Annotated in this window: 20 protein-coding genes and 1 riboswitch; of the genes, 2 read left to right on the top strand and 18 right to left on the bottom strand. The window is 72.8% G+C overall.

Annotation, left to right across the window (positions count from 1 at the left end; all coding sequences use genetic code 11):
• Nucleotides 1-113 precede the first annotated feature (113 nt).
• The 14 genes from AB0I16_RS18430 to AB0I16_RS18365 form a co-directional block, all read right to left on the bottom strand.
• Nucleotides 114-1,412, bottom strand: coding sequence for a cyclopropane-fatty-acyl-phospholipid synthase family protein (locus tag AB0I16_RS18430; RefSeq protein WP_363250441.1), 1,299 nt, complete (start codon nt 1,410-1,412; stop codon nt 114-116).
• Between the two features lie 249 nt (nt 1,413-1,661).
• Complete coding sequence (locus AB0I16_RS18425; RefSeq protein WP_363250440.1) at nt 1,662-3,065, bottom strand: NAD(P)/FAD-dependent oxidoreductase; 1,404 nt, start codon at nt 3,063-3,065, stop codon at nt 1,662-1,664.
• A 398-nt stretch (nt 3,066-3,463) separates the two neighbouring features.
• Nucleotides 3,464-4,405 (bottom strand): Ppx/GppA phosphatase family protein, encoded by a 942-nt coding sequence (locus AB0I16_RS18420; protein WP_363250439.1) that lies wholly within the window; start codon nt 4,403-4,405, stop codon nt 3,464-3,466.
• Nucleotides 4,402-4,950: a DUF501 domain-containing protein gene (locus AB0I16_RS18415; protein ID WP_363250438.1), complete on the bottom strand. Its 549-nt coding sequence runs from the start codon at nt 4,948-4,950 to the stop codon at nt 4,402-4,404. Before AB0I16_RS18415 ends, AB0I16_RS18420 begins: the two co-directional genes overlap by 4 nt.
• Before the next feature lie 86 nt (nt 4,951-5,036).
• Entirely contained in the window at nt 5,037-5,516 is a 480-nt protein-coding gene (locus AB0I16_RS18410) for a septum formation initiator family protein (protein WP_363250437.1), read from the bottom strand.
• A gap of 107 nt (nt 5,517-5,623) precedes the next feature.
• Nucleotides 5,624-6,904 (bottom strand): phosphopyruvate hydratase, encoded by a 1,281-nt coding sequence (eno, locus tag AB0I16_RS18405; protein WP_363250436.1) that lies wholly within the window; start codon nt 6,902-6,904, stop codon nt 5,624-5,626.
• A 305-nt stretch (nt 6,905-7,209) separates the two neighbouring features.
• Nucleotides 7,210-7,944: a transglycosylase family protein gene (locus tag AB0I16_RS18400; protein ID WP_363250434.1), complete on the bottom strand. Its 735-nt coding sequence runs from the start codon at nt 7,942-7,944 to the stop codon at nt 7,210-7,212.
• Between the two features lie 4 nt (nt 7,945-7,948).
• A riboswitch (cyclic di-AMP (ydaO/yuaA leader) is annotated at nt 7,949-8,099 on the bottom strand.
• Between the two features lie 188 nt (nt 8,100-8,287).
• Nucleotides 8,288-9,358, bottom strand: a complete 1,071-nt coding sequence (locus AB0I16_RS18395; protein WP_363250433.1) for a transglycosylase family protein — start codon at nt 9,356-9,358, stop codon at nt 8,288-8,290.
• 118 nt (nt 9,359-9,476) lie between these two features.
• Complete coding sequence (locus tag AB0I16_RS18390) at nt 9,477-10,829, bottom strand: cytochrome P450 (protein ID WP_363250432.1); 1,353 nt, start codon at nt 10,827-10,829, stop codon at nt 9,477-9,479.
• Nucleotides 10,826-11,812, bottom strand: a complete 987-nt coding sequence (locus tag AB0I16_RS18385; protein ID WP_363250431.1) for a nucleoside triphosphate pyrophosphohydrolase — start codon at nt 11,810-11,812, stop codon at nt 10,826-10,828. Before AB0I16_RS18385 ends, AB0I16_RS18390 begins: the two co-directional genes overlap by 4 nt.
• Nucleotides 11,813-11,873: 61 nt before the next feature.
• Nucleotides 11,874-12,548, bottom strand: a complete 675-nt coding sequence (locus tag AB0I16_RS18380; RefSeq protein WP_363250430.1) for a SurA N-terminal domain-containing protein — start codon at nt 12,546-12,548, stop codon at nt 11,874-11,876.
• Between the two features lie 164 nt (nt 12,549-12,712).
• Nucleotides 12,713-14,278 (bottom strand): protein kinase, encoded by a 1,566-nt coding sequence (locus AB0I16_RS18375; RefSeq protein ID WP_363250428.1) that lies wholly within the window; start codon nt 14,276-14,278, stop codon nt 12,713-12,715.
• A gap of 2 nt (nt 14,279-14,280) precedes the next feature.
• Nucleotides 14,281-14,895, bottom strand: a complete 615-nt coding sequence (locus AB0I16_RS18370) for a hypothetical protein (protein ID WP_363250427.1) — start codon at nt 14,893-14,895, stop codon at nt 14,281-14,283.
• Nucleotides 14,896-15,058: 163 nt separating this feature from the next.
• On the bottom strand, nt 15,059-17,107 hold the full coding sequence (locus tag AB0I16_RS18365; protein WP_363250426.1) for an N-6 DNA methylase: 2,049 nt from the start codon (nt 17,105-17,107) through the stop codon (nt 15,059-15,061).
• 185 nt (nt 17,108-17,292) lie between these two features.
• On the opposite strand from AB0I16_RS18365, the gene AB0I16_RS18360 reads away from it, so the two are divergent.
• The gene (locus tag AB0I16_RS18360; protein WP_363250453.1) at nt 17,293-18,057 is read left to right on the top strand and encodes a hypothetical protein; all 765 of its coding nucleotides are present in this window, start codon (nt 17,293-17,295) and stop codon (nt 18,055-18,057) included.
• Nucleotides 18,058-18,101: 44 nt separating this feature from the next.
• Here AB0I16_RS18360 and AB0I16_RS18355 read toward each other — a convergent pair whose 3' ends face one another.
• The 3 genes from AB0I16_RS18355 to AB0I16_RS18345 all read right to left on the bottom strand — a co-directional run bounded on the left by AB0I16_RS18355 (nt 18,102) and on the right by AB0I16_RS18345 (nt 20,338).
• Nucleotides 18,102-18,851, bottom strand: coding sequence for an N-acetyltransferase (locus AB0I16_RS18355; RefSeq protein WP_363250425.1), 750 nt, complete (start codon nt 18,849-18,851; stop codon nt 18,102-18,104).
• A gap of 66 nt (nt 18,852-18,917) precedes the next feature.
• On the bottom strand, nt 18,918-19,637 hold the full coding sequence (locus AB0I16_RS18350; protein WP_363250424.1) for an HNH endonuclease family protein: 720 nt from the start codon (nt 19,635-19,637) through the stop codon (nt 18,918-18,920).
• Nucleotides 19,634-20,338 (bottom strand): MOSC N-terminal beta barrel domain-containing protein, encoded by a 705-nt coding sequence (locus AB0I16_RS18345; protein WP_363250423.1) that lies wholly within the window; start codon nt 20,336-20,338, stop codon nt 19,634-19,636. Before AB0I16_RS18345 ends, AB0I16_RS18350 begins: the two co-directional genes overlap by 4 nt.
• A gap of 160 nt (nt 20,339-20,498) precedes the next feature.
• On the opposite strand from AB0I16_RS18345, the gene AB0I16_RS18340 reads away from it, so the two are divergent.
• Nucleotides 20,499-20,921, top strand: coding sequence for a nuclear transport factor 2 family protein (locus AB0I16_RS18340; RefSeq protein ID WP_363250422.1), 423 nt, complete (start codon nt 20,499-20,501; stop codon nt 20,919-20,921).
• Nucleotides 20,922-20,935: 14 nt separating this feature from the next.
• Here AB0I16_RS18340 and mfd read toward each other — a convergent pair whose 3' ends face one another.
• On the bottom strand, nt 20,936-24,466 hold the full coding sequence (gene mfd, locus AB0I16_RS18335) for a transcription-repair coupling factor (protein WP_363250421.1): 3,531 nt from the start codon (nt 24,464-24,466) through the stop codon (nt 20,936-20,938).
• Nucleotides 24,467-24,486 lie beyond the last annotated feature (20 nt).

Genomic DNA, 24,486 nt, shown 5'->3' with positions numbered 1-24,486 from the left:
CCCGCGGACCCCGCCCCGACCGGTCCGGCCCCGGCGACGGCCCCCTCGCCGGGGCCGATGCGGCACATTGATCAGCTGATCGCCGTCCGGGGCCCCTCCCGCGTACCCGGGGGTTACGCGCGCCAGTCGCGGGCCCGCAGCGGCGTCCCCGACGCGCCGCTCCGCGGGGTCCTCACCGCGAGGACCTGGTTGACCCCTATGCGGTTGCGCTCGAAGGCGAGCGCGGAGGCCGCCATGTAGAGCCGCCAGACGCGGGCGCGCCCCGGCGAGGTCAGCCGCTCGCCCTCGGCCCACCGCGCCTCCAGGTTCGCGACCCAGGCGCGCAGGGTGAGGGCGTAGTGCTCGCGGATGGACTCCACGTCGCGCACCTCGAACCCGGCGCGCTCCAGGAGCCCGACGGTGGTCCCGAGGGGCGCCAGCTCCCCGTCGGGGAAGACGTAGGCGTCGATGAACTCGTCCACGGAGTACGCGGACTCGTCGGCCTGCGGGCGGCGCGCGATCTGGTGGTTGAGCAGCCGCCCGCCCGGCTTGAGCAGGGCGTGCAGGCTCCGGGCGTACTCCAGGTAGCGCGCGGAGCCGACGTGTTCGGCCATGCCGATGGAGGAGATCGCGTCGTAGGGGCCGTCGCGCACGTCGCGGTAGTCCTGGACGCGGATCTCGATGCGGTCCGTCAGGCCCTCTTCGGCGATCCGCTTCCTGGCGTACGCGGCCTGCTCCTGGGAGAGCGTGACGCCGACGACGGTGACGCCGTGCTCGCGGGCCGCGTGGATCGCCATGGAGCCCCAGCCGCAGCCGACGTCGAGCAGGCGCATGCCGGGCCGCAGGCCGAGCTTGGCGCAGACGAGTTCCAGCTTGTCGCGCTGGGCGTCCTCCAGGGTGGCCCGGGGCGACTCCCAGTAGGCGCACGAGTAGACCATGGAGGGGCCGAGGACCAGCTCGTAGAAGTCGTTGCCGACGTCGTAGTGGTGGCTGATGGCCTTCCGGTCGCTGCCCTTGGTGTGCAGGTGCGGACGGCCGTGCCTGCGCATCTCCTCCGGGGGCGGCGCGGGCGGCAGGAAGGGCGCGGAGAGGGCGAGCAGGGAGCGGGCCGCGGACCTCACGGCGGGGTCGCGCAGGGACTGGCGCAGGCTCCTCGCGTCCTCGCCGCGCTCCCAGATGAACTCGGCCATCCGGTCGAGGACGGTGTAGAGGTCGCCGTCGACGTCGAGGTCGCCGGAGACCCAGGCGCGGGCGAGGCCGAGTTCGCCGGGTTTCCACAGCAGGCGGCGCAGGGCGCGGCGGTTGCGTACGACGAGGACGGGGGTGTCCGGCGGGCCCGTCTCCGAACCGTCCCAGGCGCGGATGCGCACCGGCAGGGGGGCTCTCATGAGCTGCTCGGCGAGGTTCTTCAGCCGCAGTGCGGCGTCCTGCATGGCGCACACCTCCGTGGAAGGGGGGGTCCTCGCGCGCGCGGGGACGTGTCCCGGAACGGTCCAACACCACGTAAACACCGAAGGGCACGGTACGCAGTCCCGCAATCGCGTCACGGAACGGCAAAAAAGATGCCTGGGGCATCTAATTTCGCGCGGGGTGCGCCGAAGGGGGAACGGGGCACGCCGAAGGGGGCCGCCCGCACCACGGATGGCGGACGGCCCCCTTCGGGGTGGATCAGTGACGCCGGGTCAGGAGGCCTTGGCCTTCTCCTCGGCCTTCGCCGCCGGGGCGGGCTCGGCCGCGGCCTGCGGCTTCGGGGCCGGCTTGGCGGCCTCGTAGAACTCCTCGCGCGGGGCTTCCAGAGCACCGAGGGAGACGACCTCGCGCTTGAGGAACATGCCGAGCGTCCAGTCCGCGAAGACGCGGATCTTGCGGTTGAACGTCGGCATCGCCATGCCGTGGTACGCGCGGTGCATGTACCAGGCGAGACGGCCCTTGAGCTTGATCTTCATCTTGCCCATGACGATCATCGCGACGCCCTTGTGCAGGCCGAGACCGGCGACCGCACCCTTGTTGGCGTGGCTGTACTCCTTCTGCGGGAAGCCCCGCATGCCGGAGATGACGTTGTCGCCGAGGACCTTCGCCTGACGCAGCGCGTGCTGGGCGTTGGGCGGGCACCAGGCGTTCTCGTTGCCCGCCTTGCGGCCGACGAGGTCCGGCACCTGGGCGTTGTCGCCCGCGGCCCAGATGTAGTCGGTGCCCTGCACCTGGAGCGTGGTCTGGGTGTCCACGTGGCCGCGGGGGCCGAGCGGCAGACCGAAGCGGGTGAGCGCCGGGTTCGGCTTGACGCCTGCGGTCCACACGATGGTGCTGGAGTCGACCTCCAGGCCGTTCTTCAGGACCACGTGGCCGTCGACGCAGGAGTCCATGGACGTCGAGAGGTAGACCTCGACACCGCGGCTCTCCAGGTGCTCCTTGCCGTACTGGCCGAGCTTCGGGCCGACCTCGGGGAGGATCTTGTCGGCGGCGTCGACCAGCACGAAGCGCATGTCCTCGCGCTTCACGTTGTTGTAGTACTTGGCCGCGTCGCGGGCCATGTCCTCGACCTCGCCGATGGTCTCCGCGCCCGCGAAGCCACCGCCGACGAAGACGAAGGTCAGCGCCTTGCGGCGGACCTCCTCGTCGGTCGTGGAGTCAGCCTTGTCGAGCTGTTCGAGGACGTGGTTGCGCAGGCCGATGGCCTCCTCGATGCCCTTCATGCCGATGCCCTGCTCGGCGAGGCCGGGGATCGGGAAGGTGCGGGAGACCGCGCCCATCGCGATGACCAGGTAGTCGAAGGGCAGCTCGTACGCCTCGCCGACGAGCGGCGCGATCGTGGCGACCTTGCGGTCCTGGTCGATGGTGGTGACCCGGCCGGTGAGTACCTCGGCCTTGGGCAGCACGCGTCGCAGCGGGACGACGACGTGCCGCGGCGAGATGCTGCCGGCGGCGGCTTCGGGGAGGAAGGGCTGGTAGGTCATGTACGACCGGGGGTCGACGACCGTGACGGTCGCCTCTCCGTAGCGCATCTTCTTGAGGATGCGCCGAGCTGCGTACAGGCCTACGTACCCACCGCCTACTACGAGGATCCTGGGACGCTCCGTGGTGCTCATGCCATCGAGTATCCACCTGTCACAGGGGGGTCGCTCGTGCGCCCCTTCACAAGGATGGGGAGGGGCTCTGCTACACTTCGCCGCCCACGTGACCGAGGTCATGACGCCCGAGGGGAACCACGGCGCCTCGCGAGTCGTTGCTCACCCCTCGTGAGCTGCCCATCCACCGCCGGGCGCGGACCGAACCACCGGGCGGCCCCCTCTTCCGGACGACCGCCGGACCCCCTGGACCGAAGGCCGTGAGGGCCTTTGATCGCCCCTTTCGGGGGCCCGGAGCCGGAAAACCTCGCCCATCCGCACCGAATCTCTTGTGAAGAACTTCACGAACTTTCCCGACGGACTGTCGCCGAAGCCCCTCCGGACCCCTCTCCGGCCCGCTCAGACGCTGCGCGACGCGCTCAGGCGATCGACCAGCCGATGCCGTCGAGGATGTCGTGTTCGCTCACCACGACCTCCTCGGCGCCGATCCTTTCCATGATCGACAGGAGCACCAGGGCGCCCGAGGCGATCACGTCGACGCGGCCCGGGTGCATCGCGGGGATCGCGGCCCTCTCGGCGTGGGTGGCGGTCATCAGGCGGTGCGTGATGGCGCGCACCTGCTCGTGGGAGAGGCGCGCGTGGTGGATCGCCTCGCTGTCGTACTCGTCGAGGCCGAGCGCGATGGCCGCGACCGTCGTCACCGAGCCCGCGAGGCCGACCAGCGTGCGCGCCTCCGTGAGCGGCACCGTGCGCCCGGCGAGGTCGAGGGCGGCCTCGATGTCCGCGCGGACCGCGTCGAACAGCTCCGGCGAGGGCGGGTCCGCGACCGCCCCGTCACGCACGAGGTGCCGCTCGGTCATGCGGACGCAGCCGATGTCGACCGAGCGGGCCGCGCGCACGGAGTCGGTGCCGACGACGAACTCCGTCGAGCCGCCGCCGATGTCCACCACCAGGTAGGGCGTGGCGAGGTCGGCGCGGCCCGTCAGCTCCTTGGTGGCGCCGGTGAAGGAGAACTCCGCCTCCTGGTCGCCGCTGATCACCTCGGGGTCGACGCCGAGGATGTCCCGCACGCCCCGTACGAAGTCGTCGCGGTTCTCGGCGTCGCGGGACGCGGAGGTCGCCACGAAGCGGAGGCGTTCGGCGCCGTGCTCCTCGATGACCGCGGCGTACTCGCGGCAGGCCGCGAAGGTGCGCTCAAGGGCCTCCGGCGCGAGGCGGCCCGTCCTGTCCACGCCCTGGCCCAGGCGGACGACGGTCATCCGGCGGTCCAGGTCGACCAGCTTCCCGGTGGCCGGGTCGGCGTCGGCGACGAGCAGCCGGATGGAGTTGGTGCCGCAGTCGACGGCGGCGACGCGGGTCACTCGGCGCCCCCTTCGGCGGCACCCTCGGCGGCGCACGGCGTGACGCAGGGGCCCTTGGCCCACCACTCGGGGAGCATCGCCAGCGCCTCGTCGCCCAGCGGGTTCACGCCCGGGCCCGCCGCGAGGGAGTGGCCGACCAGGACGTGCAGGCACTTCACGCGGTCCGGCATGCCACCCGCGCTCGGGAAGCCCTCAAGGACCTCGATGGCGTCGCGGCGCGCGATGTAGTCCTCGTGCGCCCTGCGGTACGCGGCGGCGAGGTCGGGGTCCGTCTTGAGCCGCTCCGACATCTCCTTCATGACGCCGTTGGCCTCCAGCGTGCCGATCGCGGACGCGGCCCGCGGGCAGGTGAGGTAGTACGTCGTCGGGAACGGCGTGCCGTCGGGGAGGCGCGGCGCCGTCTCGACGACGTCCGGCCGGCCGCAGGGGCAGCGGTGCGCGATGGCCCGCAGTCCGCGGGGCGGGCGGCCGAGCTGCTGCTTGAAGGCCTCGACGTCGGCGTCGGTGGGCTCGGTGCGCGGGGTGGTCGGCGGGGGCGTGTGCATGCCTGTCTTTCCATCAGTGGTTCGATCGGCGGCGCGATCGAGGGTCGGTCGTCGGGCGGTCGAGGCCGGTCGTCGGGCGGTCGACGTCAGTCCGCGGGGCGGTCGGCCTTGTCGACGCCGTCCCAGACGTTCGAGTACCAGGGGCGCGCTGCCGCCCCTTGGTCCGCGCGCCGGCTCCTGGCCGCCGCCGGGTCGATCACCGTGAAGCCGGTCTCGCCCGGCATCACGTAGTGCAGGCGGTCCCGGATGCGCTGCTCGGCGTACGCGTCGTCCTCCCAGCGGGCCTTCTCGTCGCGGAGCTTCTCCACGTCGGCCCGCTGCTCGCTCTGCTGCCTGCGCAGGTTGTCGATCTCCGCCCGCTGCGAGACGTACTGCCTTATCGGGTACGCGAGCACCACGACCAGCGAGCAGAGCACCAGCGCGAGGAGCGCGGCCCGGCCGGTGAGCCGGGAGCGGCGGGCCTGGCGCCTGGTCTGGGAGCGGTAGACGCGCTCGGCGGTCTGCTCGCCGAGCAGCCGTAGCCGGGTAGCCGTGGAGAACCGGTCCTTGGTACCGGCCTTGGCCATGGGTTCCGCCTCCCCGAAGCAGCGCGTGCACGTGACTACGTCCCCGCACACGGTACGGGACCGGGTGCGGGGACGTAGGTAACCGGGCTTCACGCCAGGGGCACGGGTCAGCCCTTGTAGCGCGGGAAGGCGCTGCGGCCCGCGTACACGGCGGCGTCGTCGAGGATCTCCTCGATGCGCAGGAGCTGGTTGTACTTGGCGACGCGCTCGGAGCGGGCCGGGGCGCCGGTCTTGATCTGGCCGCAGTTGGTGGCGACGGCCAGGTCGGCGATGGTGACGTCCTCGGTCTCGCCGGAGCGGTGGGACATCATGCACTTGAAGCCGTTGCGCTGGGCCATCTCGACGGCGTCCAGGGTCTCGGTCAGCGAACCGATCTGGTTGACCTTGACGAGGAGGGCGTTGGCCGAGTTCTCCTCGATGCCGCGGGCCAGGCGCTCGGGGTTGGTGACGAACAGGTCGTCGCCGACGAGCTGCACCTTGTCGCCGAGCTTCTCGGTGATGGTGGCCCAGCCGGCCCAGTCGTCCTCGAACAGCGGGTCCTCGATGGAGACCAGCGGGTAGGAGGCGACGAGCTCGGCGTAGTACTCGGTCATCTCGGCGGCCGAGCGGCTCTTGCCCTCGAACTCGTAGGAGCCGTCCTTGTAGAACTCGGACGCGGCGACGTCGAGGGCGAGCGCGATCTGCTCGCCGGGGACGTAGCCCGCCTCCTTGATGGCCTCAAGGATGAGGTCCAGGGCGGCGCGGTTGGAGTCGAGGTTCGGCGCGAAGCCGCCCTCGTCGCCGAGGCCGGTGGCCAGGCCCTTGTTCTTCAGGACCTTCTTCAGCGTGTGGTAGACCTCGGTGCCCCAGCGCAGGGCCTCGGAGAAGGACTCCGCGCCGATCGGGGCGATCATGAATTCCTGGATGTCGACGTTCGAGTCGGCGTGCGACCCGCCGTTCAGGATGTTCATCATCGGGACGGGCAGCAGGTGCGCGTTCGGACCGCCGAGGTAGCGGAAGAGCGGCAGGTCGCTGGCCTCGGACGCGGCGTGCGCGACGGCGAGCGAGACGCCGAGGATGGCGTTGGCGCCGAGCGAGCCCTTGTTGTCGGTGGCGTCCAGGTCGAACATGGCCTGGTCGATCAGGCGCTGCTCGGTGGCGTCGTAGCCGACGAGCTCCGGGCCGATCTGCTCGATGACGGCGAGGACGGCCTTCTCCACGCCCTTGCCCTGGTAACGGTTGGGGTCACCGTCACGGAGTTCGATGGCCTCGAAGGCTCCGGTGGAGGCACCGGACGGAACGGCTGCACGACCCGTGCTGCCGTCGTCGAGGCCGACCTCGACCTCGACCGTGGGGTTGCCTCGGGAGTCCAGGATTTCCCGGGCTACGACGACGTCGATGGACGGCACGAGCATCTCCTTCTGGGATGTGACGCGTTTACGCGGGGCCGCTTCGGCCCTGCGTCTCCTGAGCCTAACCGGCCCGGAGCCTTCAGCCAGCCGACCGCCCGCCCCGTGGGACGTACAAGCGCCCAAATACCAGGGAATCGGGACGGAAGCCCGCTTTTCTACTGGCCGGTAGCTCGCTGAAGGCGAACACGGCGGTGCGGACATGACCCCGCCCCGGTGCGTACGGGGGATACGCGCACCGGGGCGGGGGGCCGTGGGGACGGGGGCGGCCGTGCCTCCGCCGAGGCACGGCCGAGCCGGCCGGGTCAGCTGAGGTGCAGCTGCTGGCCCGGGTAGATGAAGTCGGCGTTGTCGATGATGTCGCCGTTGAGCTTGTAGACCTTCTGCCAGCCGCCCTTGACGTCGTGCGCCTCGGCGATCTTCGACAGGGTGTCGCCCGTCTTGACCTTGTACTCGCCGTCGCCCTTCTCGACCGTCTTGCCGGTCGGGGTCTCGACGGTCTTCTCGGTCTGGGCGCGCGGGGCGGGCTGCGGCTTGGGCGCGGCCTGCTGCTGCGGGGCGGCCTGCTGCTGCGTCTGCTGCGGCTGCGGCTTGCTCTGCTGCTGAGGCGCCTGCTGCTGGGGCGCCTGCTGCTGCGGGGCCTGCTGCTGGGCGCCGCCGCCGTTGGAGGCGTTGGAGAGGCCGACGCCACAGCTCGGCCAGGCACCCTTGCCCTGGCCCGCGAGGACCTTCTCGGCGATCTCTATCTGCTGGGCCTTGGTGGCCTTGTCTGCGCTGGGCGCGTACTTCGTGCCGCCGTACGCGGCCCAGGTGGACGGCGAGAACTGCAGGCCGCCCTGGTAGCCGTTGCCGGTGTTGATGGACCAGTTGCCGCCGGACTCGCACTGGGCGACGGCGTCCCACTCGGCGTTGGTGGCGGCCGAGGCCGAACCGGCGGCCATCAGCGGGGCGGCCACGGCGGCACCGGTGACACCGGCGAGCGTGACGACACGGGTGGCCTTGGACGGACGGCGGTGCTTGCCCTTGCCGGAAAACAGCATGAGTTGATCCCCTCACCGACGCCTGCGAGGTGAGCTGTCGGGTTCGGGCCAGTGAAGTTGCCCGGCCGCACTCTCCCGAGTGCGGCTCCACCCCTAGCCGCATGACACGGCGCTTACCTTGGGTCCCCCGCTCCTGCCCACGGCGCTCGAAGCGACGACTGTTCCCGTCCGGCCGTTGGCAGGATTCGGCGTACCGACCGGCGGGGCCCACCAGTGGCGAGCGGTCACGACCGTAGACAGGAGACCACCGGAATTTCAAAGACGATCAGGGCTTCTGAGACCCATCTCTCACTCGCGCCAAAAGGTGCATACAGCACGAAGTGCCCCGCGGACGCATCGTCAACTACCGCTGCTTTTCGCCCAGATCGAGGCTCTGACCGGGGAGGATGAGGTCCGGGTCGTCCCCCACGGTCTTCTTGTTCTCGGTGTAGAGCGTGTCCCAACCGCCGTCGATGCCGTGGTCGTCGGCGATCGCCGAGAGGTTGTCCCCGGAGCGGACCGTGTACGTGCCGTCGGCCGGCTTGTCCGTCCGCTCGCCGCCGCGTGAGGCGTGCCGGCCCGAACGGTCGCCCGCCGCCGCCCCGGTGGCGTCCTCGGCGGTCTCCTCGGCGCTGCCGCCGCGGTGGCGGCCGGTGGAGCCCGCGGACTCCTCGTCCCGGCCTGCGGGCGAAGTCGCCTCGTCGTCGGCGGACTTGCCGGAACCGTCCGGCGCGCCCTTCCCGGGCGTGTCGTCCGCCCCGGCCTTGTCGCCAGCCCCGCCCTTCTCGCCCTTCTCGGGGGACTTGTCGGGCTTGCCTGACTTGTCAAGCTTTTCGCGGCCCTTCTCCCGGTCGGAGCCGGCTTCCGGCGTGTCGCTCGCGTCGCCGGAGGGCTTCTCGCCGTCCTTCGCGTCGTCCGAGGGCTTGTTCTCGGCCTCTGACGCCTCGTCGGACGGCTCGTCCTTCTTGCCGGAGCCCTCGGACCCCGACGAGCCGGAGCCGGCCGGTCCGGACGACTCGGGGACGATCGGGTTGCCCGGGTCCACGTCGGCCGCGGGGGCGTCCTCGGTGAGGCCGGCGATCGGGGCGCAGCTCGGCCAGGCGTCGGAGCCCTGTGCGTCGAGGATGCGCTCGGCCACGGCGATCTGCTGCGACTTGGAGGCCTCGTCGGCGCTGGGCGCGTACGCGAGGCCGCCGTTGGCCTCCCAGGTCTCCTGGGAGAGCTGGAGACCTCCGTAGTAACCGTTGCCCGGATCGGCGCTCCACGCGCCGCCGCTCTCGCACTCGGCGAGCTTGTCCCACGTCGCCGTGGGGGCGGCGCTCGCGCTGGTCGCCCCGAGGAGCGGGATGGCGATGGCGGATCCGGTGACTCCTGCCGCGACGATGAGGGCCGGGGCCTGGCGGGGGCGTCGGTGACGACCATTGCCGGAGAGCATGCGGTTGCCTTTCAGGAGACTGGTGCGGCGATCGGGGCAGCGGGGTGCCCGAGTCGACGTGAACGTAGCCGCAGTCGAACGCTTGTCACAAGTCGATGCAGCGGAGATCACGCGAAAGTCACAATGGTGACGCCTCGTCAGCCGCGGCCGGTCCCTGTGCGGGTGTGAACGTCACCGGCAGCGTCCGCAGCCCGCGCATGATCAGCCCGCCACGCCACCGCAAATCCGCCGGATCGGCCGCGAGTTGCAGGTCGGGCAGGCGCCTGAGCAGCGTCGCGAGGGCCGTTCTGCCCTCCAGGCGGGCGAGCGGGGCGCCGAGGCAGTAGTGGATGCCGTGGCCGTACCCGAGGTGCTGGTTGTCGCGGCGCGACAGGTCCAGCGTGTCGGGGTCCTCGAACCGCTCGGGGTCGCGGTCGGCCGCCGCGAGGACGACGAGGACGGGGTCGCCCGCGGCGATCCGCTGTCCGCCGATGGTCAGCTCATCGGTGGCGAACCGCCACGTGGCGAGCTCCACGGGCCCGTCGAAGCGGAGGAGTTCCTCGACGCCGGTCTCCAGGAGCCCGGTGTCGCCCTCCGCGAGCGCCTTCTGCAGGCGTTCGCGCTGCTCGGGGTGGGTCAGCAGCGCGTACACGCCGTTGCCGATGAGGTTGACGGTGGTCTCGAAGCCGGCGAAGAGCAGGATGAAGGCCATGGCGGCGGCCTCGTTCTCCATGAGGTGCTCGCCGTGGTCGGAGGCGCGGATCAGGCCGGAGATGAGGTCGTCGCCTGGTTCCAGGCGCTTGCGGTGGATCAGCTCGGCGAGGTAGCCGCGCATCTTCTTCACCGACCGGGCCACGCCGCCGCGCGGGCCGCCCCCCTGGCCCGGCTTGACATGCCGCATCATCATGCCCGCCCAGTCGCGGAAGTCGTCCTGGTCCTCGCGCGGGACGCCGAGCAGGTCGCAGATGGCGTAGATGGGCAGCGGGAAGGCGAACTCGTGGATGAGGTCGGCCTCCCCCCGCTCCGTACCGTTCCCGGCGAGGATCGCGTCGATCAGGGCGTCCGTCAGCTCCTGCACCCGCGGCGCGAACTCCGCCACGCGGCGCGGCGTGAACGCCTTCGCGACGAGCCTGCGCAGCCGGGTGTGGTCCGGCGGGTCGATGTTGAGCAGATGCGTCATCAGCTCGGCCTTGCGCTCGCCGGGGATGCCGGTCTTGCCCTTGGCGTGCGCGGGCTCGTCGTGATGGGCGGGGTTCTTGCTGAGCCGCTGGTCGGCGAGGGCCTGCTTGGCGTCGGCGTACCGCGTCACCAGCCATGCCTCGACCCCGCTGGGCAGCGTGGCCCTGTGCACGGGGGAGTTCTCCCGCAGCCAGGCGTAGGCGGGGTAGGGGTCGCTGGCGAACTCCCAGGTGAACAGCTCCGGCCCCGGGGAGCCGTGGGCGGCGTCGGGGGCGGCGGCGTCGGGGGCGCTCGCCGCGCCGGGCCGGGTCATCGACGCCCCTCGGCGGCGCGCACCGCGTCCCGGTAGGCCCGTGCGGCGGCCCGCAGCGCCGACTCCGGGTCCACGCCCTCGGCCTCGGCGCGCAGGGCGAGCGCGAGGAGTTCGTGAGCGATGCCGTCCTGCCGCGGGACCTCGACCCGGAGCCCCGCCGTCCGCGCCCGAGCGGCCAGTTTCGCCACGAGGGCCAGGCTCGGCTGGTCCAGCGGCACGCCCTCCGTGACCGACGTGCGCCGCTTCTCCTCGGCCTTGGTCCGCCGCCAGTGCTCCTTGACCTCTTCCGGGGTCAGCGCGGAGTCGTCGCCGAAGATGTGCGGGTGGCGGTGGATGAGCTTCTCCACGAGGGTGCCCGCGACGTCGTCGACGGAGAAGGGGCTCTCCGGGTCGTCCTCGGCGATGCGGGCGTGGAAGACCACCTGGAGCAGTACGTCGCCCAGCTCCTCGCGCAGCTCCTCCCGGTCGCCCGCCTCGATCGCCTCGACCAGTTCGTACGCCTCTTCGAGCGCGTACTTCACCAGGCCCTTGTGCGTCTGCCGGGACGACCAGGGGCACTCCTCGCGGATGCGGTCCATGACCTGCACCAGGTCGAGCAGGCGCGCGCCCGGCAGGTCGTACGAGGCGGGCAGCAGCTCCAGGTCCGGCATGGCGAAGCGGCCCGAGCCGGCGAGGCGGGCCAGGCCGTCGGTGAGGGCGCGGTCGCCCTCGGCGGTGGCGACGACCAGGACCGTACGGCCGCCCGCGCAGGCGCCGACCAGTTCCTCGGCGGTCGGCGAGGCGTGCGTCACGCTCACGCCCGCCTCGCGCAGGTACGGCAGCTGCGGGTGCTCCGCGTCGGCGCACAGCACCGCGTCGGCACCGTGCAGGGCCTGCCAGGCGGGCCAGGACAGCAGGCCGGGCGCGACGCGGTGGCTGGTGGTCAGCAGGACGACGCGGCCCGCGGGGGCCGCCGCCGGGGACGGGGTATCGGTCTCGTTCACCCGTCGAACGTAACCCGCCCCGCGGACCGGGCGGACGCCACCGCCCCGCCGGGCCCTCGCGCTATGCCCGCTGGTCGGCGCTTCCCGCGCTCGCGTCGGTCACCTGGCGCACCCACGGGGTCCTGGCGTCGGCGCGCTTGTTCTTCTCGACGTCCCAGGTGCCGTACCGCGGGTTGAGGTCGATGTCGAGCTTCTTCGAGGCCGCGGTGAGCGACTTCCAGAACAGCTTCTGGCCCTCGGGCGCGTTCATGTCGGCGCCCAGCTCCTTCGCGAGCTTCTGCGCCTCGATCTCCGTGCGCAGGCTGTCGTCGAGGCGGGCCGGCGCCACGCTGTACTGCTGGAGCCAGCCCTCCTCCAGGGCCTCGCGCCCGCCCGCCTGCTGTTCGAGGCCCGCCCGCATGGACTGGACGTCGCGGCGCGTGACGCTCACCCCCGCGTCGGCCGCGGCGCGGTGCAGGACCCTGTCGAGGACCATCGTGTGCAGCGTGGAGCGCGTCAGGCCGCCGGACTTGGCGATGGCCTGGGAGTACTGCGCGTCGTCGGGGATGGCGGCCCGCTGCGCGTCGCGCACCTCGTTCACCCGGCTCTCCAGCTGCGCGACCGTGATGCGGTCGTCGCCGACGACGGCGGCCGCGCCCGGATGCGCGTCGTTCCCGCAGGCGGTCAGGAGGGGGGCCGCGGCGAGCGCGGCGGTGGAGAGGACGAGCGCGGTGCGGCGGCTGTTGCGGCGGTGCAAGGTGGGCCTCCCTGCTACGAGTTTGTGCTTCGGTGCACAAAGTCCGGCAGTGATCGATGGTAGGCAGTGGCCGTCTTCTCGGCCAGCCATTCGACCAACGATTCACCGGGATTCCGGGCACCCGGCGTCACCCGGGGCACCCTGCCCCGCTCCCCCGCCCGACGCTATCCGCGCACCTGTCCGAGCCACTGGAGCGTCCGCCTGATCTCCTGCGGGAAGGGGTGGCCGGGGCCGTGCAGCAGCTCCGCGTCGTGCAGCAGCCGCGCCAGGGTGTCGTGGGCGGCGGGCCGGTCGCCGAGGGCGAGCAGCAGATGGCCGACCCGGCGGCGGATCTCCAGGGACTGGCGGCGGTCGTCGGTGGCGTACTGGTTCTCGTAGTAGGGGAGCAGCGCGCGGTACTCGGCGAGCGCGGCGGCCGGTTCGCCGAGCTGTTCGAGGCACTGGGCGGCCTCGTAGCGGAACTGGAGGGAGTGCGGGTCGGCCCGGCCGGACTCGGCGGCCCGCTCGTCGGCGAGGCGCCGCAGCTCCGGCAGGGCGCGGCGGTACTGGCCGTCGTCCATGAGCGTGGCCGCGTACTGCTTGCGCAGGGTGCGTACGACGGGTGAGTGCTCGCCGTGCTTCGCGGCGGCGGCGGGCAGGATCGCGCCGAGGATGTCCACGGCCTGGGTGATGCGGCCCTCGCCGAGGAGCCGCTTGACGTCGTCCACGGCACGGGCGACGTCCTGCTGCGGCGGCGCCCCCGCCGGCTGCGCGGGCATGTCGGGCGTGGCGGCGGGTGTCGCGGCCCGGTCGGGCCACGGGGCGTGCGGGCGCAGGAAGGGCCGCGTCGGGTCGAGCGGCCCGCCCGAGGGGGTGCCGCGCGCGGGCAGCAGCGGTTCGAGGTCGGCGTAGACCTCCTGGGCGCTGGCGTGGCGGTGCTGGGGGTCCTTGGCGAGCAGGCGCAGGACGAGCGCCTCCAGTGCCTGCGGGACCTCGGGGCGCAGCCGGCGGACGGGCAGCGGCGGTTCGTAGAGGTGGCGGTGCAGCACGCCGAGGGCGGTGGCGCCGGAGAACGGCACGTCGCCGCTGAGCAGTTCGTGCAGCAGCACGCCGAGCGCGTACAGGTCGGTGTACGGGCCGACCGCGCCGCCCATCGCCTGCTCCGGCGCCATGTACGCGGGGCTGCCGATCGGTGAGCCGGTGTGGGTGAGGCGGGTGGTGTCGGTGTCCATCACCGAGGCGATGCCGAGGTCAAGGATGGAGATGGTGCCGTCCTGCTTGACCATCACGTTCCGCGGCTTGAGGTCGCGGTGCACGATCGGCACGGCGTGCACCGCGGAGAGGACGGCGCAGAGCTGCGCGGCGACGGCGACGGCCCACTGCCAGGGGTAGGGGTCGTGCTCGGCGAGGTGGTCGCCGAGGTCCGCGCCGTCGACGTACTGCATGACGAGGAAGAGGGCCCCGTCCTCGGACGGCTCGCTGCCCGCGTCGTGCACGGTGACCAGGCCGGGGTGGTCGACCTGCGCCGTGACGCGGCACTCGCGCACGAAGCGGCGGCGCAGCTCCTCGGCCTCGGCTCCCGCGACGCGGTCGGGCCGCAGCAGCTTGACGGCGACGCGGCGGTCGAGGCGCTTGTCGTACGCCGTCCAGACCTGGCCCATGCCGCCCTGGCCGATGAGGGTGGAGAGTTCGTAGCGCCCGGCGACGACGCGGCCGCCCGCCGCCGCGTCCGGCGGCGTCCCCGCTGCCACGGTCAGTTGCCGCCTTCCTGCTTGCGCAGATAGTCGCTGAGTTCGTCGAGTTCGGCCCTGACCTGGTGGATGCGGGCGGGCGCGGGGCGCGCGGGCGGCTGCGCGGTCTGCTGGTCGGGCCGCGGGTAGGCGGGCGGCGGCGTCGGGGCGGGTGCCGGCGCGGTGTGGTGCGTGGGCGCCGGGCCGGGCACGGGGGTGTGCGGGGCGGGGGTGTGCGGGGCGGGGTAGCCGTAGGCGGGCTGCTGCGGCGCGTAGCCGGTGAAGTGCGGCTGCCGGTTCCGGCTGAAGTGGCGTATGTCCGCGAAGAGGTAGTAGGCGACGGCGGCCGTCATCGTGGAGAGCAGCACCACCATGCCCGCGTTGCCGGGGCGCTGGAACTCGTCCTTGCCGGGGTCCACGCCGATCAGGATGAACGCCGTGAGGTCGAGCACGGTCACCGCGGCGAACAGCGCCCAGTCGTGGGACTTGCGCGTCAGGGTCGCGATCCGCAGCATCGGCGCCCACGCGAGCAGCCCGCAGGACATCACCGCGAGCGCCACGAAGACCACGCGCAGCGTCACAGGGTTGCCGCCGGACGTCGGCGGCTGGACTTGCGGCGCGAAGCCGGGGCCGTGCATGGCTGCTCCTGGTACCTGAAGGACGAACGGATGCGGATTCGAGCGTATAGGCCGACAGGGGGAACCGGTCCCGGGATGTACCGAACCGTTGCCGTACTGGTCACGCCGCCGGACCGCGGTCCGGTTCCGTCCGGTTGCCGCGCCGGCCCGCCCGCTCCGGTGCTCACGCCGGCGGAAGCGTGCCCTCCGTCAGTCCGTCGTGCATGCCGCGCACCAGCCGCTCGCCGAGTCCGGCCGCGCGGCGCAGGGCGTCCTCGAAGGCGGCGAGTTCGCGGAACCGCTCGCTGTAGCCGCGCTGGCCCGCGAGCGGCAGCCGGGGCAGTTCGAGTCGGCGGACGTCGAGGCGCGCGGAGGTGGAGGCGTAGCTGCTGGCCCTGCGGTGGTTGGCGGTGCCGCGCAGGAAGCCCGCGAGGAACCACGGGTCGAGGGCGGCGGGGTCGGGGCGCAGCAGCGTGAGGCCGCGGCCGAGCGCCGCGCCCGCGGTGGCCCCGTCGATGACGCGGGCCGCCGCGCCGCCGCCGAAGACGGGGACGACGACGTCGCCGGGTTCGGTGCGTACGGCGGTGTCGTCCGCCGCGGCCTCGGGGGCCGTTCCCGAGGGGGCGCCGCCGGTCAGGACGTCGTGGTCGGTGAGGAGGGGGACGCCGCCCGTTCCGGTGCCGGTACCGGTGTGCAGGGACAGGGCGCCGGCGCGGGCGAGTTCGCCGACGGTGGTCAGCGGCGGGCGCGGCGCCGCCGCGGGGTCCCCCGGCGGGAGGGCGGGATTCAGGTCGGCGGCCCGGCGCAGGGCCTCGCCGAGGCCGTCGCGTACGGCCGCGAGGTCGGTGGTGGCGCCGTCCGCGGCCGGGGGCGGGAGGCGGCGCGCGGGGGCCAGGTCGACCTCGTCGTCGAGGAGTTCGAGCACCGGCACGCTGCGGGCGAGCCCGGGGCGGTCGGCCGTGCCGTGCTTGTCGAAGGCGTGCCAGGCGTCGAGCACGGCGTCTTGCACGGCGGGCCAGTGCCGGTCGTGGCCCTCGGCGGCCGGGGCGCCCGCCGCCTCCACCAGGAGCAGTCCGGGCGCGGGCGGCACGGCGGGCCCCGGCCTGCGCAGCACCCAGACGTGCAGCGGCAGGTTGTACGGCGGGGCGACGCCCGCGGGCAGGGCGATGACCGCGCGGAGCGCTCCACGGCGCAGCAGATCGGCGCGGATGCGGCGGCCGGAGCGGCGGGACGCGGCGGCGGGCGGCATCAGGAGCACGGCCGTGCCGCCGTCGACGAGGCGGGCGAGTGCGTGCTGGACCCACGCGAGTTCGGACTCGGCGCGGGCCGGGAAGCCGTACGTCCAGCGGGGGTCGTAGGCCAGTTCGTCGTGGCCCCAGTTGCGCTCGTTGAACGGCGGGTGGCAGAGGACGGCGTCGGCCCTGCGGTCGTCGTAGGCGTCGGCGCGCAGGGTGTCGGCGGCCATGGTGCGCACCGTCGCGTCCGAGTGCAGGGCCAGGCGGAGCGCGGTGAGGGCGGCCAGTTCGGGCGCGCTGTCCTGGCCGTACAGGTACTGGTCGGGGCGGGCGGGGGCGGCGCGCAGCAGGGCGCCGGTGCCGCAGGCGGGGTCGAGGACGGTGCGTGCGGGGCCCGCGATCTGCGCCATCAGGGCGGCGGGGCCCTCGGGCGTGAGGGTGTACTGGCGGGGGTTGGCGTCGAGCTGCCTGCCGAGCAGGAACTCATAGGTCCGGCGGGCGCCGAGCTCCGCCGCGAGTTCGGCCGCGCCGCGCAACAGCGGCACGGACGGCAGGAGTTCGGCGGGCTCGGGGACGCGCACGGCCCGTCTGCGGCGGATGCCGAACCGCGCGGTCACCGCCTCGTCCAGGGCCTCGGGGAGCAGCGCCGCGAGCCGCTCGTCGGAGACCGCGCTCAGTGCGAGCCAGGCGGGGGGCCTGTCCCGGAGCAGCAGCAGGGCGAGGCCGGTGTGCGTGAGGGCGGTGGAGGGTCCCGCGGGATGCCCGGCGAGCTGCTGCCAGACGCGTTCCCGCAGGGGCACCTCGACGAGCTTGCCCTGGGCGCGCAGCCACCGCTCGACCTCGGCGAGGGCGAAGGCGGGGCTGGTGTCGGTGCCGCCGACGGGCTTGGGGAAGTCGCCGTGCCTGCGGCGCCAGTTGCTGACGGCGGCCCGGCCCACGCCGGCGAGCCGGGCGATGCCCGCGGCGGTGACCTCGGTCGACTTGTCCGGCGGCGTCATGGTGAAGCTCCCCTCGTCGCGACGTCGAGCATACCCAGCCCTCCGCACGGACTCCTTCACGGGCGTGAACCCGTTGTTCACACGATGTCGTGTTGACTCGGTTCACAGCCTTCTGCTGTGATGGCACCACGAACGACACCCCTGGGGGACATTCCATGCGTCACCACACGCTCCGCCACACCCGCCTGCGCCGCACCGCCGTCTCCGCCGCCTGCCTCGCCGTCGCGGCGACCCTCGGACTCACCGCGTGCGGCACCGACACCGGCAAGGCCGGCTCGGCGCGGCAGACCGCGGAGAAGAAGGGACCCTTCGCCGGGCTGACCGGCGGCGAGATCGCCGACAAGGCGCTCAAGGCGACGTCCGGCGCCGAGTCATTGAGGATCAAGGGCGAGGTCACGGACGAGGAGACGGGCCTGATCTCGATGGACATGGCCCTGGACACCGGCGGCAAGTGCGCGGGCTCGATCGGCATGGGCGGGCAGGGCGAGATGCAGCTGATCAACCCGGGCGGCACCGTCTACATGAAGTACGACGAGAAGTTCCTGCGCTCGCAGAGCAAGGGAGAGCCCGCGGCCGACGTACGGGCCGCGGTGGACCTGCTCGCCGACCGCTGGGCGAAGACGAAGGCGACGAGCGCCGACGCCAAGGAGATCGCCGGCTTCTGCGACCTCGACACGGTGCTCGCCGACTTCACCGACGTCCACTCGGCGGCCCGCAGGGGCGGCACCACCACGGTCGACGGCACCCCCGCGATCAAGCTCAGCGAGAGCGACGGCAAGGAGAAGTACGAGCTCTACGTCGCCACGGAGGGCAAGCCGTACCTGCTCAGGGTCGACACGGTGGGCAAGGACGGCAAGCCGGAGTCCCTGAGCTTCGGCGACTACGACAAGCCCGTGCGGACGACCCCGCCCACCGGGGACGTCCTCGACCTGGACAAGCTCGCGGGCTGACCCGCGGCGGGAACGTCGCCCCCGCCGTCAGGGGTGCGGCCCGCTCACAGCGTGTGCCGCACCCAGACGTTCGGCTCGACGTAGACCGCGTAGCCCCGCCGCGCCTCGCAGTGCACCGGCACCAGCGCGCCAGGGACCTCGACGGGACCGTCCGCGTCGAAGGGCAGGCCCGTCCACTCGCGCCACTGCGCCGTCGACCCCGACACCGTCATGGAGGCGTGCGCGACCTTCTCGATCACGCCGCCCGCGCGGACGTGCACCCGCAGCCACGGGTCCTGGGGCAGGCCGTCCTCGCGCGTGCGGTACGCGTACTCGTCGATCTGCGCGGCCGGTTCGAGGTGCTTGGCGTTGGGCCGCACGGGGGCGACGAGTTCACCGAAGCCGCGCGCCCGCGCGTTGTCCCGCATCGCCGCGAGCATCAGCCCGGAGACGCCCTTCCCCTGGGCCGCGCGGTCGACGGTTATCTCGATCGCGCTCACCGTGTCGGGGTCCTTGCCGTGCCGCAGGTCGGAGAAGGCCCAGAGCATGACCTGGTCCCAGCCGCCGTCGGGCAGCCCGCCCTCGGCGCGGGCACGCAGTCCGAGCGGCACGCTGAAGGCCCGCGCCACGACCTTGCCGTCGGCCCCGGCGTCGGTGGCGACGAGGACGTACTCGGGGAACTCCTTGAGGAGGCGTCCGATCAACGACCAGCCGACCGGGTCGTACAGGATGAACTCCGGCCAGTCCTCGGCCATGTTCCACAGGGGGCCGGCGAGTTCGGGCCGCTCGGCGAGCGTCGTGATCTTGAGGTCCATACGGCGCACGCTAACGGGCGGGCCCCGCACCGGCATCCCGTTTTCCGTCGCCGGCGCCGTCCCGCGTCACCGCGCGCGGAAGCGTCCGGGAGCGGTGGTCGGCGCGCCGCCCTCGGGCAGCTTCTCCTCCGGGCAGGCCGAGAGCACCTCCCGCATGGCGTCGCGCTCGGCGCCGGTCACCCACACCCCGTACTTCTTCTTCACCGCGACCTGCCCGGCCACATACGCACAGCGGTAGCCCTTGTTCGGCGGCAGCCAGGTCGCGGTGTCGCCGTCGCCCTTGCCGCGGTTGGCCCCGGCGTCGACCGCGAGGAGGTTGAGCGAGTCGTTGGCGAAGGCGATCCGCTTGCCCGGCTCCCACCGGGCTGCGCCCTTCTGCCAGGCGTCGGAGAGGGCGACGAGGTGGTCTATGTCGACCCGGCTGCGCCCGCGCCGGAACGTCACGTCCTTGCCGGTGTACGGGTCGGGGGCGAGCCTCCCGGCGGCGACCCGGCAGTCCCCGCCCTGGTACGTGACGTCCTTCAGGTCCCGTTTGAGGATGTCGTCCCTGGTCGGGCAATGGTTGGAGTCCGTGTCGGCCCAGGCGGTGCCGAACCGGGCCCGGTCGTAACCGGTCTTCGGGGCGCGGCCCTTGACGGTGAGCGTGTCCACGGCGGCGAGCGCGGAGCCCGTCTTCGCGTCGCGTCCCGCGGCGCCGCCCTCCGCCGTGCCGCCGGTCTCGCAGCCGGTCAGCAGCGCGGGCACGGCGACCAGCGCGAGCAACGCCGACGTGGTGCGGCGGCTCATCGGACGGTCACCGTGTCGCCGAGGGCCATCGGCGCCGGCGTCACGACGTCCGTGTGGACGCCGACGCACATGCCGCGGGCGGCGGTGAGGGTCTTCAGGACGCGGTTGTCCACGGGCAGCCCCGGCTGGGCCTGCGTCACCATGACGCAGCGCACGACGCGCCGGGTGACCCGCAGCCGCAGCGGCTCCGCCTCCCGGCCGGCGCCGATGGTGATCTCCCGGCCCACCCAGTCCTCCTCGATCCAGGGTTCGTCGGTCTCCACGACCACGTTCTTGCGCAGCCGCCGCACGTCGACGGGGTCCGCGTCACCGAGCAGGTCGCCGAGCGCGCGCAGCGAGGCGGTGCCGACGAGCGAGACGGCCGACACGTCCTTGTGGCTGTCCTCGCCCTCCCTGACCAGCTCGACGCCCGCGCCGAAGCGTTCGGGGACACGGGGATCGCCGGGGCGCAGCGTCGCGCCGTCCGGGGCGGTGATGACGGGCGTGCCGTCCGCCTCGTAGGTCACGCGGTGCTCCAGCATGCCCGGGGTGCGGCGGAAGCGCTGGTGGTTCTTGCCGCTGGCGAGCTTGCCGTCGGGGTGGCGCAGCGCCCAGAGGCGGTCGCCGACGATGCCGCGCGCGTCGCACTCAAGACGGTCGTGCTCCTCGCCGAGCATCGACTTCACCGGATACCGGCGCAGACCCACGACCTTGAGCGTCACTGCGCTCTCCCCTCCCCTGGGCGGACTCTCCCGGCCCCCACGGTAACCGCAGCCCGGCCCCCGCCACCGGCATGACCTCCGGGGTAATCGACCCGCCCGCCCCGCCTCGGCAGGATCGGGCACGCAGGAGAAGCCCCCGCCGCGCCCCGAGGAGCACGCCATGACGACCCAGCGCCCCGCCCCCGAAGCCACCCGAGCCGTCGTGCAGGCGTTCATCGAGGCCCGCCTGGCCGGGGACACCGCACGCATGGCGGAGCTGTTCGCCGACGAGGTCGACTGGCTGCTCGCCGACAACCCGGGCGTGCCGTGGATACGCCCGCGCTCCACCGGCGCCGAATGCGCCGCCCAGTCGGCGGAACTGGCCGCGCACACCGTCGCCGAGGACGCCCGCGCCACCCTCGACACCTTTCTGGTGGACGGCGCCGACACGGTCCTGTTCGGCCACCTCGCGGGCACCGTCCGCGCCACCGGCAAGTCCTTCGCGGGGCCCTTCGCGCTGCGGCTCACCGTCGAGGAGGGGCGGATCACCCGCCACCACCTCTACGAGAACAGCCTGTCGATCGCCGAGGCGTGCAAGCCGTAGCGCCCGGCCCGCCGCTACGACCCCAGGATGGAGGTCAGGAACTCCCCCACCCAGCCGAGCAGTTCCCGCCCGACCAGCGGCTTGCCGCCGACCTTCGCGGTCTTGGGGCGCGGCACCAGGATCTGGTGGGCGTTGCCCTTGATGAGCGAGCCGGGGTAGAGGCGCTTGAGGCGCAGCTCCTGCGACTCCCGCAGCTCCACCGGGGCGAAGCGGATGTTGTTGCCCTGGAGGACGATCTCGCCGACCTCGCAGGCGCGCGCGAGCATCCGCAGGCCCGCGACGAGGAGCAGGTTCTCCACCGGCTCCGGCAGCTTGCCGTACCGGTCGGTCAGCTCCTCGCGCACCGCCTTGACGTCCTCCTCCGTGGTGGCGGAGGCGATGGCGCGGTACGCCTGGAGGCGCAGCCGTTCGCCGGGCGCGTAGTCGTGCGGGACGTGCGCGTCGACCGGCAGCTCGATCTTGACCTCCAGGGGCGGCTCCTCCTCCACGCCGCCCTCCAGGGAGGCGCGGTAGTCGGCCACCGCCTCGCCGACCATGCGGACGTACAGGTCGAAGCCGACGCCCGCGATGTGTCCCGACTGCTCGCCGCCGAGCAGATTGCCCGCGCCGCGGATCTCCAGGTCCTTCATCGCCACGTACATGCCCGCGCCCATCTCGGTGTGCTGGGCGATCGTCGCGAGGCGCTCGTGGGCGGTCTCCGTGAGGGGCTTCTCCGGCGGGTAGAGGAAGTAGGCGTAACCGCGCTCGCGGCCACGGCCGACACGGCCCCTGAGCTGGTGCAGCTGGGAGAGGCCGAAGTTGTCGCCGCGCTCGACGATGAGGGTGTTGGCGTTGGAGATGTCGATGCCGGACTCGACGATCGTCGTCGAGACGAGCACGTCGAACTTCTTCTCCCAGAAGTCGACGACCACCTGTTCGAGGGCCTGCTCCGACATCTGGCCGTGGGCCGTGGCGATACGGGCCTCGGGCACGATGTCCCGCAGGCGGGCCGCCGCCCGGTCGATGGACTCCACCCGGTTGTGGATGTAGAAGACCTGGCCCTCGCGGAGCAGTTCGCGGCGGACCGCGGCGCCGATCTGCTTCTCCTCGTACGGCCCGACGAAGGTCAGGACCGGGTGCCGCTCCTCGGGCGGGGTGGTGATCGTGGACATCTCGCGGATGCCGGTGACCGCCATCTCCAGCGTCCGGGGGATGGGGGTCGCCGACATCGTCAGGACGTCGACGTTGGCGCGGAGCTTCTTCAGCTGCTCCTTGTGCTCGACGCCGAAGCGCTGCTCCTCGTCGACGATGACCAGGCCCAGGTCCTTGAACTTGGTCTCCGAGGAGAACAGGCGGTGCGTGCCGATGACGATGTCCACCGAGCCGTCCCGCAGCCCTTCGAGGGTGGCCTTGGACTCGGTCTCCGTCTGGAAGCGGCTGAGCGCCCTCACGTTGACCGGGAACTGCGAGTACCGCTCGGAGAACGTGCCGAAGTGCTGCTGCACCAGGAGCGTCGTGGGGACGAGGACCGCGACCTGCTTGCCGTCCTGCACGGCCTTGAAGGCGGCGCGGACCGCGATCTCCGTCTTGCCGTAGCCCACGTCGCCGCAGATCAGGCGGTCCATCGGGACCGTCTTCTCCATGTCGTCCTTGACCTCGGCGATCGTGGTGAGCTGGTCGGGCGTCTCCACGTACGGGAAGGCGTCCTCCAGCTCGCGCTGCCAGGGCGTGTCGGGGCCGAAGGCGTGGCCGGGGGCGGCCATGCGGGCGGAGTACAGCTTGATGAGGTCGGCGGCGATCTCCTTGACCGCCTTCTTCGCGCGCGCCTTCGTCTTCGTCCAGTCGGCGCCGCCGAGCCGGTGCAGGGTGGGGGCCTCGCCGCCCACGTACTTGGTGATCTGCTCCAGCTGGTCGGTGGGGATGTACAGGCGGTCGCCGGGCTGGCCGCGCTTGGCGGGGGCGTACTCCACCACCAGGTACTCGCGGGTGGCGCCCTGGACGGTGCGCTGCACCATCTCGATGTACCGGCCGACGCCGTGCTGTTCGTGGACGATGTAGTCCCCGGACTCCAGGGTCAGCGGGTCGATCGTCTTGCGGCGCCGCGCGGGCATGCGCTGCCCGTCCTTGCCGGCCGCCTTCTGCCCCGAGATGTCGGTCTCGGTGAGGACGGCCAGCTTGAGGGCGGGGTCGACGAAGCCGTAGTCGATCGAGCCGCAGGAGACGTGCACGAGCGAGGGCGTCAGCTCGCCGAGGTCGCCGTCGAGGCGGGCCGCGATGCCCTCCCCGCCGAGGACCTCGACCGTACGGGCGGCGGGGCCGTGGCCCTCGGTGACGTACACCGTGCGCCAGCCGTCGGCCAGCCAGCCCTTGGTGTCCGCGAGCGCCCTCGCGGTGTCGCCCCGGTAGGTCTCGGGGGCGTGCATGCCGAGCTTCAGGGTGTCCTCGTCGAGCTCAGCATCCGCGGCGAAGGGGCTGACCGACCACCACATCATGCCCAGCTCACGGGCGCGGTCGCGGACGTCCGCGATGCCCCACAGGGACGCCGCGTCCACGTCGATCGGGGCCTCGCCGCCGCCCGCCGTCGCCGCCCAGCTCGCCTGGAGGAACTCCTGCGAGGTCGCCACCAGGTCGGCCGCGCGCGAACGCACCCGCTCCGGGTCGCACACCACCGCCATGGAGCCCTTCGGCATGACGTCGATCAGCAGCTCCATCTCGTCCACCAGGACGGGCGCCAGGGACTCCATGCCCTCGACCGCGATGCCCTCGGCGATCTTGCCGAGCAGTTCGCCCAGTTCGGGGTGGTCTTCGGCGAGGGCCGCCGCCTTCTCGCGCACCTCGTCGGTGAGCAGCAGCTCACGGCAGGGCGGCGCCCACAGACCGTGCTCGGCGACCTCCAGGGAGCGCTGGTCGGCGACCTTGAAGTAACGGATCTCCTCGACGTCGTCGCCCCAGAACTCCACCCGGAGCGGGTGCTCCTCGGTCGGCGGGAAGACGTCGAGGATGCCGCCGCGCACCGCGAACTCGCCGCGCTTCTCGACCAGCTCCACCCGGGCGTACGCGGCTGCCGCGAGCGCCTCGACGATCTCGTTGAGGTCGGTGCTCTGTCCGGCGCGCAGCGCGACAGGCTCCAGGTCGCCCAGGCCCTTGACCTGCGGCTGGAGGACCGAGCGGACCGGGGCGACGACGACGGAGACCGGGCCCGTCTCGGGGTCGTCCGCCCGCGGGTGCGTCAGGCGGCGCAGCACGGCCAGGCGGCGGCCCACGGTGTCGGAGCGCGGCGAGAGGCGCTCGTGCGGCAGCGTCTCCCAGGAGGGGAAGTCCACCACGCCGTCGGGCGGGAGGATCGTGCGCAGCGCGGCGGCCAGGTCCTCCGCCTCGCGTCCCGTGGCCGTCACGGCGAGGACGGGACGGCCGGCGTCCCTGGCGAGCGCCGCCACCGCGAACGGGCGGGCCGCGGGCGGACCGACCAGGTCGACGTGCATGCGGTGGCCGTCGCCCGCGGCCTCGACCGCTTCGGCGAGTGCGGCGTCCTTGACGACGGCGTCGAGCAGACCGTGCAGGCTCATGTGGGCTTTTTCCGTCCAGG

Origin of the sequence: Streptomyces sp. NPDC050703 (genome assembly GCF_040654435.1) — a bacterium.
Classification (GTDB): domain Bacteria; phylum Actinomycetota; class Actinomycetes; order Streptomycetales; family Streptomycetaceae; genus Streptomyces.
The sequence above is the reverse complement of the archived record's forward strand: the minus strand, read 5'-3'. Positions and strand labels throughout refer to the sequence as shown.

Coding starts and splice junctions, on each gene's coding strand:
- AB0I16_RS18430 (WP_363250441.1), bottom strand. CDS start 1,412: ATGCAGGACGCCGCACTGCGGCTGAAGAACCTCGCCGAGCAGCTCATG.
- AB0I16_RS18425 (WP_363250440.1), bottom strand. CDS start 3,065: ATGAGCACCACGGAGCGTCCCAGGATCCTCGTAGTAGGCGGTGGGTAC.
- AB0I16_RS18415 (WP_363250438.1), bottom strand. CDS start 4,950: ATGCACACGCCCCCGCCGACCACCCCGCGCACCGAGCCCACCGACGCC.
- AB0I16_RS18410 (WP_363250437.1), bottom strand. CDS start 5,516: ATGGCCAAGGCCGGTACCAAGGACCGGTTCTCCACGGCTACCCGGCTA.
- AB0I16_RS18400 (WP_363250434.1), bottom strand. CDS start 7,944: ATGCTGTTTTCCGGCAAGGGCAAGCACCGCCGTCCGTCCAAGGCCACC.
- AB0I16_RS18395 (WP_363250433.1), bottom strand. CDS start 9,358: ATGCTCTCCGGCAATGGTCGTCACCGACGCCCCCGCCAGGCCCCGGCC.
- AB0I16_RS18390 (WP_363250432.1), bottom strand. CDS start 10,829: ATGACCCGGCCCGGCGCGGCGAGCGCCCCCGACGCCGCCGCCCCCGAC.
- AB0I16_RS18370 (WP_363250427.1), bottom strand. CDS start 14,895: ATGCACGGCCCCGGCTTCGCGCCGCAAGTCCAGCCGCCGACGTCCGGC.
- AB0I16_RS18365 (WP_363250426.1), bottom strand. CDS start 17,107: ATGACGCCGCCGGACAAGTCGACCGAGGTCACCGCCGCGGGCATCGCC.
- AB0I16_RS18355 (WP_363250425.1), bottom strand. CDS start 18,851: ATGGACCTCAAGATCACGACGCTCGCCGAGCGGCCCGAACTCGCCGGC.
- AB0I16_RS18350 (WP_363250424.1), bottom strand. CDS start 19,637: ATGAGCCGCCGCACCACGTCGGCGTTGCTCGCGCTGGTCGCCGTGCCC.
- AB0I16_RS18340 (WP_363250422.1), top strand. CDS start 20,499: ATGACGACCCAGCGCCCCGCCCCCGAAGCCACCCGAGCCGTCGTGCAG.
- mfd (WP_363250421.1), bottom strand. CDS start 24,466: ATGAGCCTGCACGGTCTGCTCGACGCCGTCGTCAAGGACGCCGCACTC.